This is a genomic window from Bacteroidia bacterium, from assembly GCA_016218155.1.
Classification (GTDB): domain Bacteria; phylum Bacteroidota; class Bacteroidia; order Bacteroidales; family GWA2-32-17; genus GWA2-32-17.
Map to the genome: position 1 here is coordinate 49,893 of JACREQ010000029.1, position 14,436 is coordinate 64,328.

The 14,436-nt window shown below is 32.1% G+C and carries 10 protein-coding genes; 7 read left to right on the plus strand and 3 right to left on the minus strand.

Annotated elements, in window-relative coordinates; all coding sequences use genetic code 11:
- Positions 1 to 31: 31 nt before the first annotated feature.
- Entirely contained in the window at positions 32 to 265 is a 234-nt protein-coding gene (locus HY951_03790) for a hypothetical protein (protein ID MBI5539154.1), read from the minus strand.
- Between the two features lie 435 nt (positions 266 to 700).
- Between HY951_03790 and HY951_03795 the strand changes: the two genes are divergently transcribed.
- From HY951_03795 to rsmA, 7 genes are read left to right on the plus strand one after another with little or no spacing between them, the layout of a single operon-like run.
- A complete protein-coding gene (locus HY951_03795; GenBank protein MBI5539155.1) occupies positions 701 to 2,788 on the plus strand; it encodes an OmpA family protein in 2,088 nt (695 codons plus the stop codon).
- 58 nt (positions 2,789 to 2,846) lie between these two features.
- Complete coding sequence (locus tag HY951_03800; GenBank protein MBI5539156.1) at positions 2,847 to 4,022, plus strand: phosphoribosylformylglycinamidine cyclo-ligase; 1,176 nt, start codon at positions 2,847 to 2,849, stop codon at positions 4,020 to 4,022.
- Between the two features lie 6 nt (positions 4,023 to 4,028).
- Positions 4,029 to 5,114, plus strand: coding sequence for a peptide chain release factor 1 (prfA, locus tag HY951_03805; protein ID MBI5539157.1), 1,086 nt, complete (start codon positions 4,029 to 4,031; stop codon positions 5,112 to 5,114).
- A gap of 33 nt (positions 5,115 to 5,147) precedes the next feature.
- The gene (pyrF, locus tag HY951_03810; GenBank protein MBI5539158.1) at positions 5,148 to 5,978 is read left to right on the plus strand and encodes an orotidine-5'-phosphate decarboxylase; all 831 of its coding nucleotides are present in this window, start codon (positions 5,148 to 5,150) and stop codon (positions 5,976 to 5,978) included.
- A 1-nt stretch (position 5,979) separates the two neighbouring features.
- Entirely contained in the window at positions 5,980 to 7,257 is a 1,278-nt protein-coding gene (locus tag HY951_03815) for a DUF2851 family protein (protein ID MBI5539159.1), read from the plus strand.
- Positions 7,254 to 8,267, plus strand: coding sequence for a potassium channel protein (locus HY951_03820; protein ID MBI5539160.1), 1,014 nt, complete (start codon positions 7,254 to 7,256; stop codon positions 8,265 to 8,267). The genes HY951_03815 and HY951_03820 overlap by 4 nt, the downstream gene beginning before the upstream one ends.
- A gap of 9 nt (positions 8,268 to 8,276) precedes the next feature.
- Positions 8,277 to 9,044 carry a 16S rRNA (adenine(1518)-N(6)/adenine(1519)-N(6))-dimethyltransferase RsmA gene (gene rsmA / locus HY951_03825; GenBank protein ID MBI5539161.1) on the plus strand — a complete coding sequence of 256 codons (768 nt, stop codon included), beginning with the start codon at positions 8,277 to 8,279 and terminating at the stop codon, positions 9,042 to 9,044.
- Here rsmA and HY951_03830 read toward each other — a convergent pair.
- Both HY951_03830 and HY951_03835 read right to left on the minus strand, forming a co-directional pair.
- Positions 9,025 to 12,252: a SpoIIE family protein phosphatase gene (locus HY951_03830; GenBank protein ID MBI5539162.1), complete on the minus strand. Its 3,228-nt coding sequence runs from the start codon at positions 12,250 to 12,252 to the stop codon at positions 9,025 to 9,027. The two genes, rsmA and HY951_03830, sit on opposite strands and share 20 nt — an antisense overlap.
- Before the next feature lie 3 nt (positions 12,253 to 12,255).
- Entirely contained in the window at positions 12,256 to 14,433 is a 2,178-nt protein-coding gene (locus tag HY951_03835) for a caspase family protein (GenBank protein ID MBI5539163.1), read from the minus strand.
- Positions 14,434 to 14,436 lie beyond the last annotated feature (3 nt).

Sequence of the window (14,436 nt, forward strand, 5' to 3'; positions counted from 1 at the left end):
ATGAGAAACGCTTAAATAATTTAAAAATTAATTATTTTAATTCGCAATCTTCTGTAGTTGTAACTCCATTGTCAGTTTCTGTAGTACTTAAACAGAATAATCTAGCATCTTTTTTCAAAGTTTTGTTATAAGTAATAATTGAAGTTGAAGATGTTGAACCAGCAGAGGTAGCAACAGTTCTTGTACATGTACATGTACGATCTTTTTTACAAGAAACAAAAGAAAAAGCAGCCACAACTGCAACTAATAAAAATACTTTTTTCATATTAAATAGGTTTTAAGTTAATATTTGCAAAAATATGGAAATATTTTTTATTTGCAAATTAATATAATAAACTAATATTAAAAAAAATAATTGAAACACAAGCACATGAATATAGCTTTGTTTATGTAATCAAATGTTTATGCTATTATTAACCTTTTTTAAAAGTTTTTTTTAAAAGTTTAAATAACGTGGTAAAATTTTTGAAAACTATAATATAAGTTAAAATGATTGCATTAAAATGTAAAATTTTTGTATGTACCTGTATTTATTCTACTTAACGAATAATTAAAAAAAACCATTTAAAAAAATATTTATGTTTCAATTTATAAAAACAAATAAATTACGTTGGTTTTCTTCTTTTTTAAGTCTGTTTTTTTTTATTTCGACTAAAATACTTATTTTTACCGCCATCAACATAAAAACCGGTTATAAGCTATGAATCTTAAACGATCAGCGATTTTACTTTTTTTGCTTTTTTCTGTTTCTGTTGCTTTTGGACAAAGCAAAGATTACCAGAAAGGCGAAGAAGCTTTCGAATTTCAGGAGTTTTGGACTGCAATAGAACATTTTAAAGTTGCTTATTCAAAATATACTGATCCTGTAAAAAAAGCCGAATTAATTTTTAAAATTGCTTTGAGCTACCGTTCACTTTACGAATCAAAAGAAGCTGAACTTTGGTTTAAAAAAGCTATTAAAGTTAAATATCCAGATCCGTTAGCAGTACTATACTATGCAGATGCACTAAAAATGAATGGTGCTTTTGAAGAAGCAATTGTAGAATACAATAATTTCGGAAAACTTGTTCCAGGTGATAAACGTGCAGAAATTGGGGTGAAATCATGCGAACTTGCTTCAAAATGGATTGAAAAACCAACCAGATATGCAGTAGAAAACATGGCTTTTTTCAACTCTAAAGACCAGGATTTCAGTCCCGTATATGCTAAAAAAGACTATAAAATTCTTTACTTTACATCCAATCGTTCAGGTTCAGCCGGAGATCAAATTCATGCTGTAACTGGAGCTGGTTTTATGGATTTATGGGAAACTGCATTAGATCGCAAAGGAAAATGGAGTGAGCCAAAAGTTGCTGAAGGAACAACCATAAATACTCCTGATGACGAAGGCGCTTCTTCTCTTAATTTAAAAGGAAATACATTATACTTTACACGTTGTAGAGTTGATAAAAAATTAATACTGGGTTGTAAATTATATCAGTCAGCACGTAAGGGAACTGCATGGGGTGAGTCAACTGAAATTTTAATTAATGGTGCTGTTGACAGTACTTCTATTGGGCATCCTTCTATTTCTGATGACGAAATGACACTTTACTTTGCAGCAAATCTACCTGGCGGATACGGTGCCCGTGATATTTGGATGATTAAACGCGACAAAAAGAACGGACCTTGGAATGGTGATGCTATTAATGCTGGACCAGAAATAAACACTCCTGGGAATGAAGTTTTTCCATACATAAGAAATAACGGAAAACTGTATTTCTCAAGCGATTACCATATTGGAATGGGAGGACTTGATATTTTTGAGGCAAATCCGGATGCTAAAACTTCAAAATATAAAATTTCCAATCTAAAATCACCCATTAACTCAAATTCAGATGATTTTGGAATTATATACGAAGGTGAAACAGAAAGAGGTTTTTTTAGTTCAAGCCGTAAAGGTGGAAAAGGTGGTAACGATATTTACCAATTTTATCTTCCTCCACTTCAATTTAATATTTCAGGTTTAATAAAAGATTGTAAAACCGATGAATTAGTAATTGGAGCAAAAGTATTATTAAAAGGTAGTGATGGAACTTCTGTAGAAATGGTTAGCGAAGCAGATGGCTCATATAAATTTAAACTAAATCCCAATACCGATTATCAAATTTTCACATCTAAAGAAAAATTTCTTAGTGGTAATGGCGGTGAATCAACCAAAGGTTTGGAAGAAAATAAAGATTTCAAACTTGATATCTGTATGGATGCAATCAGAGAACCTATTGTTCTTCAAAATATTGAGTACGATTTAGGAAAATGGGATTTAAGACCAGAGTCGATGGTTTCTCTTGATGAATTAGTAAAAACATTAAACAATAATGCAAATATTGTTATAGAGTTAGGTTCTCATACCGACTTTAGATCTGATGATAAATACAATCTTGACTTATCACAAAAACGCGCTCAATCTGTTGTTAATTATCTAATTGAAAAAGGTATTGAATCTGACAGACTAGTAGCAAAAGGATATGGTGAAACAACTCCTAAAAAGGTTGACAAAAAATTAGCTGAACGTTATTCCGGTTTTCTAAAAGCCGATGATATTCTAACTGAGCCATTCATTAAAAAACTTTCTACGGTTGAGGAACAGGAAGTTTGTCACCAGGCAAATCGTCGTACCGAATTCCGTGTACTTCGTGAAGATTATGTTTCAAAAAAACAAAATGTAATTGCTCCAACAAACTTACCAAACGAGACACCTGAAAATAATACTACACCTGAGAATACACCAGAAAATAATAATCAATAACTTCTTTACATAAAAATGAAACGTTCCGGTACTGCCGGAACGTTTTTTTTACAATAAAATGAGCCAGAACGAAAGATATAGTGAGCGAGGTGTTTCAGCAGCCAAGGAAGATGTCCATAATGCAATAAAGAATATTGACAAAGGGCTTTTCCCAAATGCCTTTTGTAAAATTCTACCAGATTATTTAACAAATGACAATAATTATTGCATAGCAATGCATGCTGATGGTGCCGGCACAAAAACTTCTTTAGCATACCTTTATTGGAAAGAAACAGGCGATTTATCTGTATGGAAAGGCATTGCACAAGATGCAATTATTATGAATATTGATGATTTGCTATGCATTGGTTCTACAGGGCCATTTATTGTTTCTTCAACAATAGGTAGAAATAAAAACATTATACCAGGAGAAGTTATCTCTGCCTTAATAAATGGTTTCGAAGAAGTTCTTTCAGATCTTCGCGACTTAGGCATTGAGGCTTATTCAGCTGGGGGTGAAACAGCAGATGTAGGGGATTTGGTCAGAACAATTATATTAGACTCTACAGTAGTTTGCAGAATGAAAAAATCAGACATCATTTCAAATCATAACATTTTACCCGATGACGTAATTATTGGTTTTGCTTCTGATGGAAAATCGACATACGAAACTGAGTATAACAGCGGAATGGGTAGTAATGGTTTGACTTCTGCCAGACATGATGTTTTTTCAAATTACATTGCATCAAAATACCCTGAAAGCTATAACCCAGCAATATCGGGCAATTTAGTTTATACAGGAAAACATACCCTTACAGAAACAATACCTGATTACCCATTAAACGCGGGCAAAATGGTTCTATCTCCAACTAGAACATATGCACCTTTAATAAATGAAATATTTAAGATGCATAAGGGTAATATCCATGGAATGGTTCATTGTACAGGAGGAGCACAAACAAAAGTTCTCCACTTTGTTAATAATCTGCACATAGTTAAAAATAATCTTTTCCCCACACCAAAACTCTTTTCTGTAATTCAATCTGCATCAGAAACACCATGGGAAGAGATGTACAAAGTATTTAACATGGGGCATAGATTAGAAATATACACTAAAAAAGAATTTGCAAACGACATAATTTCAATTTCAAACTCATTTAACATTGATGCAAAAATAATTGGGCACTGTGAACAATTTGAAGGAAAAAAACTAACTATTTCAAGCCAATATGGTGAGTATACTTATTTAAAATAAATTAAGATGAACGACAATGTAATTCTAGATAAACTAGCTTCAATAAATATAAAATTCAACGAAATCGGAGAGCAACTTACAAATCCTGAAGTTATTTCTGATATGAAAAGGTTTATTTCTTTAAGTAAAGAATACCGTAATCTCGAACCACTTATTCAGTCATATAAAATATATATTGACTCATTAAGTAATATACAGAGTGCAAAAGAAATTATCGCTAATGAAAAGGATGAAGAGATGCGCGATATGGCAAAAGCCGAACTTGAAGAATTAACATTAAAAATTACAGGAATTGAAGAAGAAATTAAAATACTGATGCTACCTAAAGATCCTGAAGATTTCAAAAATGCAATTCTTGAAATTAGAGCAGGAACTGGTGGTGATGAGGCTTCAATTTTTGCAGGTGATTTGTACAGAATGTATAACAAATACTGCGAAAATAAAAAATGGAAAGTTGAAGTTACAAGTTTTTCTGAAGGAACTGTTGGCGGGTACAAAGAGTTAATCTGTAAAGTAACAGGAGATGGTGTTTATGGAATTCTAAAATACGAATCGGGTGTACACCGTGTACAACGCGTTCCTCAAACTGAAACTCAGGGAAGAGTTCATACTTCGGCTGCAACAATTGCTGTACTTCCGGAAGCAGAAGAATTTGATATTGTTGTAAATCAAAACGACATTAAAAAAGAAACTTTTTGCTCAAGTGGCCCAGGCGGACAATCAGTAAATACAACCTATTCGGCGGTTAGACTTACACATATTCCAACAGGTATTGTAGTAAGCTGTCAGGACGAGAAATCGCAAATTAAAAATAACGAAAAGGCAATGGGCGAACTCCGTACCAGAATTTATAATATGGAGTATCAAAAACACATGGATAAAATTGCTGCCAAAAGAAAAACCATGGTTTCAACAGGTGATAGATCTGCAAAAATCAGAACATACAATTACCCTCAGAATCGTGTAACAGATCACAGAATAAATCTTACCTTATATAACTTAGACGCTGTAATTAATGGTGATATTGATGAATTAATCAGCAAGCTTCAAATGGCAGAAAATGCTGAAAAAATGAAAGAATCAGAAATTTAGAATAATTGATTATTGTATAATAAAAAACATTTTATGACTTCACAAGATATATTTAAACAAATTGTAAATAAAAAAAGCTTTTTGTGTGTTGGACTTGATTCTGAATTTGATAAAATTCCGGCTTGTTTAAAACAAACTAATGATCCTGTTTATGCATTTAACAAAGCAATTGTTGATGCTACTGCAAAATATACCATTGCCTATAAACCAAATCTTGCTTTTTATGAAAGCCTTGGTATTAGCGGATGGCAAAGCCTTGAAAAAACAGTTAAATACATTAAAGATTTTTATCCTGAGATATTTATTATTGCAGATGCAAAACGTGGAGATATTGGAAACACATCAAAAATGTATGCACAGGCATTCTTCGAAAAATTACCTTTTGATGCTGTTACAGTTGCTCCTTATATGGGAGAAGATAGCGTGAGTCCGTTTTTATCATATCCCGGAAAATTTGTTATTTTGTTAGCGCTAACATCAAACAAAGGAGCAAATGACTTTCAGTTTCTGACTAATCCAGAAGGGGAAAAACTATTTGAAAAAGTTCTTAAAATATCTCAGAAATGGGCTACTGCTGATCAAATGATGTACGTTGTTGGTGCTACACGTGCTGAGATGCTAACTGATGTAAGAAAATTAGTACCTGAGCATTTTTTATTAGTGCCGGGTGTTGGCGCACAAGGCGGAAGTTTAAGTGAAGTTGCAAAATATGGAATGAATTCAAAATGCGGTTTAATAGTAAACTCCTCACGTGCAATTATTTTTGCCGATTCAACTGAGAAATTTGCAGAACGCGCTTCTGAAGAAGCACAAAAAGTTCAAATTGAAATGGAGACATTGCTAAAGGAACATAAGATTATATAATATGACTGAAGATTTTCTTCACTTTGTTTGGCAATTCGGACTTTTTGAACGAGAGAAGCTAAAGGCCTTTACAGGTGAAGAAATTGACATTATTTCGACTGGTCAATATAATACAGATGCAGGACCCGATTTTTTTAATGCACGAATTAGAATTAACGGAATTGAATGGGCAGGAAATGTAGAAATACATTTAAGAGCTTCAGACTGGAAAAAGCATAAACATTCAAATGATTTAGCATATAACAATGTTATTCTACACATTGTTGAAGAATACGATACTGATATTTCAATAAACAATTTACCATTACCTACTATTAAATTAAATTATAATAAAATTGCTTTAGAGAATTACCATAAACTTTATGGTTCGGCTAATAAAATTGCCTGTTCAAGACATATAAAAAATATTGACACAAATTTTTTTAGTCTGTATTTTACCTCTCTTGCAGTTGAAAGGCTAAAAAATAAAACGGACTTAATTAAACAAGATCTTTTAAAAAGGGGAAATAACTGGGAAGAAGTTTTTTATATTAATATTGCAAAAAACTTTGGATTCAGAGTAAATAATCAACCATTTTTAATGCTTGCAGAGTCTGTTAATTTAAAAGATTTAGCAAAACAAAAAAATAATTTACTTCAAATAGAGGCTATTTTATTTGGACAGTCGGGTTTACTCCCTAAAAAGTCAGAACATTCTTACATCAGAACATTAAACAGTGAATACACTTTTCTTAAAACAAAGTTTGCATTAACACCGTTACAGCCTTCGGTATGGAAATTTTTAAGAGTTAGACCTGTTAACTTTCCAACAATTAGAATTGCACAATTCGCATCACTTATTCATCAATCCTCGTCATTGTTTTCAAAAATTATTGAACAAAAAAGTTTGACTTCCCTAATAGATTTATTTTCATTAAAAGCATCAGAATATTGGGATACACATTATGCATTTGAAAAACATTCGCCTAACGAAGAAAAAACTTTAGGGAAAGAATCTATTCAAATACTTATAATTAATACTGTTATTCCTTTTCTTTTCATTTATGGTAAGGAAAAAGGAAAAGAGGAAATTTCTGAAAGAGCATTAAAATTTTTAGAACAATTACCAGCCGAAAAAAATACAATTATTAACCAATGGAATGGTCTTAATATTAAAGCTAAAAATGCTTTGGAATCTCAGGCATTAATACAACTTTACAATAATTATTGTATGAATCGTAAGTGTTTGAAATGCCAGACTGGAACAACAATAATCAGATCAACAAAGCAATTAATATGAAAAAACAAATAAGTTTCAGATCTATTTATGTTTTGTTAGGATTAATTCTGGGCATTATTAGTTTAGGAATTTTTGGTTATATGTTTATCGAGAATTACAGATTTCTTGATGCATTTTACATGACTATAGAAACTGTTGGTACTGTAGGGTTTCGTGAAATAAAACCACTTAGCGATAGTGGAAAAATATTTACTTCATTACTTATTATATTAAGTTTTGGCTGTTTCGGTTATGTAATTACTACCTTTACCAAATTCATGGTTGAAGGTTTTTTTAGAAACTATTTTCTATTTGCTAAAATGAAAAATAAAATCTCAAAACTAAACGGGCATATTATTGTTTGTGGGTACGGAAATAACGGAACCGAAACAATAAGAGAATTGTTAGAACACAATGAAAAAGTAGTAGTTATTGAAAAAGCTACTGAAATTACAGAGCAACTTAAAATTAATCCTGATATATTGTTTATTGAAGGTGATGCAACAAATGAAGATGTATTACGAGAAACAAATATTGAGTCAGCCAAAGCACTAATAACAACTATGCCAAATGATGCAGACAATCTTTATATTGTGCTAACAGCAAAAGAACTTAACAACAAAATAACAATAGTCTCAAGAGCAAGCGATAATCATGCTATAAAGAAATTAAAAAGAGCTGGTGCTAATAATGTAATTATGCCTGATAAAATTGGTGGAAACAGAATGGCAAAACTGGTAGTACAGCCAGATGTTGTAGAATTTATGGAACATATATTCTTACAGCAAAAAAGAGATATTAAAGTAGATGAGGTTTCTTGTTCACATTCTGTTTTTATTAATAAATCTATACGCGATCTTGATGTAAGAAATGCATCAGGCGCTAATATTCTTGGAATTAGAACCGGTGATGGAAATTATATTATTAACCCTTCTGCAGATACTTTAATTCATAGCGACGACAAGTTATTCGTACTCGGGAGTCCTTCACAAAATGAAAAACTTAAAGACGTATTAAGGGGTACAGCGTAAAAATATATTATGAGCTATGTTAGACCTAAAAAAAGCCTTGGACAACATTTTTTAATTGATCAGAATATTGCCCGAAAAATTGTAGATAGCCTTAATCACAAAGAGAATATTCTCGAAATTGGCCCTGGTAAAGGTGTGTTAAGCAAATACCTTCTCGAAAAAAATTATAAAAGTTTTAAACTCGTTGAAATTGATAGGGAATCGATACAGTTTCTTAATGAAAACTTTAAACTGGAACCTGAGCAGCTCATTCATGCTGACTTCCTAACAATAAATACTAAAGATCTTTTTTCTGATAATTTTGCAATAATTGGAAACTTCCCATACAATATTGGGAGCCAGATTTTCTTCAAAGTTCTTGAAAACAGAAATCAGATTGACGAAGTAATTTGCATGATTCAGAAAGAGGTTGCTCAAAGAATTGCAGAAAAGCCTGGAAGCAGGGTTTATGGTATCTTAAGTGTACTTCTTCAGGCATTTTACAACATAGAGTATTTATTTACAGTTAACGAGAAAGTTTTTTCTCCCCCACCAAAAGTTAAATCTGCTGTTATAAGATTAACCAGAAATAATCGTGAAAACCTTAACTGTGACGAGAAAATGTTTTTTAGTGTTGTTAAAGCAGCATTTAACCAAAGAAGAAAAACATTATCAAACAGTTTAAAAGCAATCGGTACTTCAAATGCACTTTCGCATCCTTTGCTTAGTAAACGCGCCGAACAACTTACAGTTGATGAATTTGTTGAATTAACAAATCTTATAACCTTAAACCAATAACACAAATATCATCGTTTTGTGATTGGCTGCTTTCCAATTTCCAGTCTTCTATTTTCTGATCCAACTTATGTTGTTGAGTAATCATTGGTAAATCGTGTATTGAAAGTAGAAACTCTTTAAAATGTTTTGACATAAATTTCTTTCCTCTTGGACCACCAAACTGGTCAGTATAACCATCCGAAAACAGATAAATAACATCACCTTTTTGATAAGGTATCTCATGATTTAAGAAACTATCCATCTTAAGATAAATAGCAATAGGCATCTTATCCGCCTTTATCTCATTAAGTTGATTTTCGCGAACTACTAATAATGAATTATTAGCACCTGCATAATTAATAATTTGCTTCTTTATATCAATAGACACAAGGGCAATATCCATCCCATCCTTACTCCCACCCATTGTATCCTTTTGCTGAAGAGCATTAATTATATTAGCTCTTAGGTTATTTAAAATTTCGTCAGGATTAACAATTCCTTTTTCATTTACAATCTCATTTAAATAGGATACCCCCAACATGCTCATAAAAGCTCCGGGTACTCCGTGCCCTGTACAATCCGCAACAGTGAGCACAATTTTATCGTCTTTTAAGGTTGTCCAGAAAAAATCACCACTAACAATATCACGTGGTTTATAAAGAATAAAATAATCTTTTAGAATTGAGTTTATTAATGATTCTGCTGGAAGTATTGCTCTTTGAATACGACTTGCATAATGAATACTGTCTGTTATTTCTTGCTTTTGAACCTCAAGAATCTCTTTTTGTTTAACAACCTGGGCTGTTCTTTCTTTTACAGTTTGTTCCAAAACTGCTTTGTCGCGCTTTAGTTTTGCTTCACGCCATTTAATATACAAAATAATTATTGACACAATAAAAATTAAACATATAGTATAAAACCACCATGTGCGATAAAAAGGAGGATTTATAACAAAATGAAATATTTGCGGTTCACTATTCCATGTATCAAATTCATTTGATGCTCTTACTTTAAAAGTATATTCGCCAGGTTCCAGTCCAGGATATTGTGCTTCATTGTTTTGCCTTGGCGGCGACCACTCTTTATCAACCCCTTCAAGCATACATTGATAATTTACTTTTTCCGGATTTGTGAGTGAAATCCCTTCGAAGCAAAAAGTTAAATGATTGTCAGTATATGAAAGTTCTAAATCATTTGGTATTTTAGACCACTGAGTAACAGAATCTGCTTTTGATAACCAATCAATGGATTTGTAAAACAACTTTAAATCAACAATATGGGTTTTAGGTGCAACATTCTTAGCATGATATAGTGAGGGCGAAAATCGAGTTAACCCTTTTGCGGTACCAAACCAAATATTGTTCTGATTATCTTTAAGAATAGCATTAAGATTATTTTCAATACCAATAAAACCATTAGTTTTATCAAAATTATAAATTCGTTTAAATTTATAATTTCTATCCATTATTATCATCTTCATCCCATTTTCGGTACCAATAATTAAAGTAGTATCATTTGAAAAGATTAAAGAATAAATATTTCCTGTATTTAAAAAATCTTCATCCGCCTTTAGAACAATTTTCTTTTGGCCTTCTTTTCTTTTATCATATAAGTAAACACCTACTCCAAATGAGCCTATCCAGACATTACCTGTTGGATCACAAACGATGCATTTAATTTTTTTATCCATTAACCCTTCCTCTTCATCAAAATCAGTCATTTCATTGTTTTTAAAACGAGCGATTCCACCAAGTGTTCCAATCCAGACAGTACCTTCTTTGTCTTCTGTTATTGTTTGAACTTCATTATTTATTAATCCATATTTTTCTTCATCTATATTAAAAAACTTGCCATCATATTTACTAAGTCCTCCCATTGTTCCACACCACAAGCGATTTCGGGAATCAATAAAAACACAATTTACACGATTATCAACTAAACCATCATCTGTTGTAAAATTTGTAAAAACCTGATTATTATAGCTGAAAATACCACTTGATGTTGCAAGCCATAACACGCCGTTTTTATCAATTGCAATTGAGTTAATTGAAGGATCATACAATCCATCTTTTTCGTTAAATATTTTAATAACCGGATTGTTATTTTTATCAAATTTTAGTTTAACTAAACCCTTACCACCAGTACCAATCCAATAAGTTCCATCTTTTGATTGAGCAACAGCATATATCTTCTCTGTTAGAATCTCTTTTGCAGTGTAATGTGCAAAATAATCGCCATAATATTTACATAAGCCACTGCCCATTGTTCCAAACCAATAATTATTTTCAGAATCTTCAAATATAGTAAGAACCTGATTATTTGGATAACCTTGCTTGTCGGAGAAAGAAGTTAAGCTGCCATTTTCATTTAATCTAATAACACCTGATTTATCTGTTGCAAACCAGGTTCTCTTTTTTTCATCTGTATAAATTTTCCAGGTTCTGTTGTTTTCATAACCATTTGAAAAATCTATTTTCTTTTTTACAGAAAAATTTATGGTATCAGAATAAGAAACAAGAAATGCACCCATATTAACTGTCCCTGCCCAAATATCTCCATCAGGAGTCTTTCCAAAAGAAAGTAAATTAGGTGAAGGAAGTTTTTGTTCAGGAACTATCTTAATACTTATTTTTTTATTCTTTGAAATTGTAACAACGCTGATTCCACCTTCATAAGTAGCTAACCATATTCTACCAAACTTATCTTCGACACAATCAAAAACAAAATTTCCAGAAAGTCCATTATCTTTATTGAGAATTGTTACATCTAAAGAATCATTTGACTTAACACTAATTATATTAACACCCCCGCCTGTTGTTGCAGCCCAGATATTTCCATTAGAATCTTCAAAAATCTTATAAACAAGATTATTTGAAAGTCCGTTTTTAACCGAATAATTTATGATTCTAAATCCATCATAAACAGAAATTCCCTCATCTGTACCAAACCATAGTTGACCTTTATTATCTTCTATCATTGAATAGATGGTATTCCCAATTAGTCCGGACTTTTTATTTTTAACTGTAAAATGAATACCATCAAATCTTGCAGCGCCACCTGAATTTGTGCCTACCCATAAATAGCCTCGCGAATCTTCAAAAATAGAACGGACTTCTGATTGAGGAAGCCCGTCTTCTAAAGAAAACATTCTGAAATTATTTTGCTGAGCAGAGACAGTAAAGCAACCTAACAACAAATTACACAATATTGCCAAAAGTGGCAGTCTCATATTCTATTTAAGTATAAATAAAAATTGTCCACCTTCGTCGCCACTATCCTTTATAGGATTAAAATTAGGCGTTTGCTCCGAATTATTTACTATTGGAATTTTTATATTATCATAAAGCTGACTTGCATCATAATATTTACTTGTATTTGTATTAAGTGTCTTTAATAAATAATATGCAAAAACAGAATGACCATCTCTTCCACCATCCATTACAGGTTCTATACCGCCTGATGAAATTGCTTTTCTTGATGGCAGATTATACACTTTCTCATAATACTTATCAGAATTTTCATAAGGAACAGAAACTGTTTTGCCTCTGAAAATATCACCACTAAAACAAGCATCAGCAATTAAAAGAGTGTGTTTTGACTTTATACCACTTAAGAAAGTCTGAATATCATTATTCGAAATAAAATTAGATGTAGACATTGTAGCAGCATCAACTGGAACCCAATAACCTTTATTAAGTTCTTGTTTAAATTCACCATGACCTGAATAATAAATCAGCAAATTATCTGTTGCCTTAACATTTTTCACTAACCATTCAAATTCTTTAATAACATTATCTCGTGTTGCTTGTTCGTTATATAAAGTACGGAAACTATTAAAGCGATATTTTGTTTTTAATAAATTCTCAACCGCTTTTGCATCGGCAACAGCATTTTTTAGTTTTGCCCATTCTCCTGTATAATTATCAATTCCAATTATTAACGCATAATAATTTCCTATTTGAATAGGTTGTTTGTTAGCAGTACTTTTTACATTCATACCAGCTAAAGGATCGCCACCACCACGGTACAATGGTTCATCTATATTGTTTTGATTCTGAGTGGCAGTATTTTGAGCTAATGATCCATCTTCATTACTATAAAATATCATGGCTTCTTTACGAAGTTCTGTTAGTTTGTTTTCTTTATTTAACGGAGATATTCTTGCTGCAAGATCCTGATCAGATTCACCAGGTCCCTTTTTCTCCCAATCAGATAATTTCTTTTCAACATACATTTTAATTACAGGTTCAGTGTTATCAGAAATTCTAAGCGCCCACATATCTGACTCTCCACCTGCCATAGATTCAGAACAACCTGCAACGAGATATCCATTATCAGGCAGCAAAATTATTGATTCTGCAACATCCCATTGCTTTTTTCCAAAACTTCTTTCCCAACAAATTTCACCTTTATTATCAAGTTTGATTAAATAAGAGTTTTCTTTACCATTACCTTTCGACTTTGTATAACCGGCAACAACACAGCCTTTGTCAGCTGTACAAACAACCGCATTAGCAATATCAGTTGCAGATCCACCAAACGTTTTCTCCCATTCAATGTTACCTATATTATCAATTTTAATAACATACATATCTTCTTCTCCAAAACCTTTAGAACGGGTAGACCCACAAATTATAAACCTTCCGTCAGAAGTGGCTGAAATATCACGTCCAATATCTGAACCGGCACCACCAAATGTTTTTTCCCATTTCATTGTTCCATACTTGTCAATTTTAACAACGTACAGATCTTCTTCACCAGCACCTTTACATTTTGTATAGCCAACAAGAATAAAACCTTCATCAGTTAAAGGAACAGCACCATAAGCCATATCATCATAATATCTGCCTCCAAATGTTGCATGCCATTCTTTATTTCCTTTACTATCTACTTTTAAAGCCAACATATCACGATCATGATCGCCTTTAGCTTCTAGGGCTCCAATAATGAGACATCCTCCATCTTTTGTTGGTATTATTTCTTTTGCACAATCTAAAGTTGCACCACCCTGAATTCTATCCCATTTTTTTTCTCCGTTCTTATCAATACCAATATACCAGATGTGAGTATAACCGGATTCTTTAACTGTGGTTACTCCTGCTAATACAAAACCATCTTTCCCATTCGAAACTACAACATTTGCAGAATCATCTTCTGTTGATCCATAAGTTTTTTCCCAAATTTTATTTCCTTCTTTATCAAGATTAACAACTAACAGATCCTTTCCTCCGTTACCAGAAGAACGCGTCCAACCAGCAAGCAAAAATCCAGTCTCGGTAGAAATAACAGTTTTGGCTTTATCGTCATAACTACCTCCAAAATATTTTTCCCATTTTGCTTCAATATAAGATTGACTGAAAAGTAATACGGGAAACAAAAGCGCCAAGTGAATAATTATATATTTTTTCATAGC

Coding starts and splice junctions, on each gene's coding strand:
- HY951_03815 (MBI5539159.1), top strand. CDS start 5,980: ATGACTGAAGATTTTCTTCACTTTGTTTGGCAATTCGGACTTTTTGAA.
- rsmA (MBI5539161.1), top strand. CDS start 8,277: ATGAGCTATGTTAGACCTAAAAAAAGCCTTGGACAACATTTTTTAATT.
- prfA (MBI5539157.1), top strand. CDS start 4,029: ATGAACGACAATGTAATTCTAGATAAACTAGCTTCAATAAATATAAAA.
- HY951_03820 (MBI5539160.1), top strand. CDS start 7,254: ATGAAAAAACAAATAAGTTTCAGATCTATTTATGTTTTGTTAGGATTA.
- HY951_03790 (MBI5539154.1), bottom strand. CDS start 265: ATGAAAAAAGTATTTTTATTAGTTGCAGTTGTGGCTGCTTTTTCTTTT.
- HY951_03830 (MBI5539162.1), bottom strand. CDS start 12,252: ATGAGACTGCCACTTTTGGCAATATTGTGTAATTTGTTGTTAGGTTGC.
- pyrF (MBI5539158.1), top strand. CDS start 5,148: ATGACTTCACAAGATATATTTAAACAAATTGTAAATAAAAAAAGCTTT.
- HY951_03800 (MBI5539156.1), top strand. CDS start 2,847: ATGAGCCAGAACGAAAGATATAGTGAGCGAGGTGTTTCAGCAGCCAAG.
- HY951_03795 (MBI5539155.1), top strand. CDS start 701: ATGAATCTTAAACGATCAGCGATTTTACTTTTTTTGCTTTTTTCTGTT.
- HY951_03835 (MBI5539163.1), bottom strand. CDS start 14,433: ATGAAAAAATATATAATTATTCACTTGGCGCTTTTGTTTCCCGTATTA.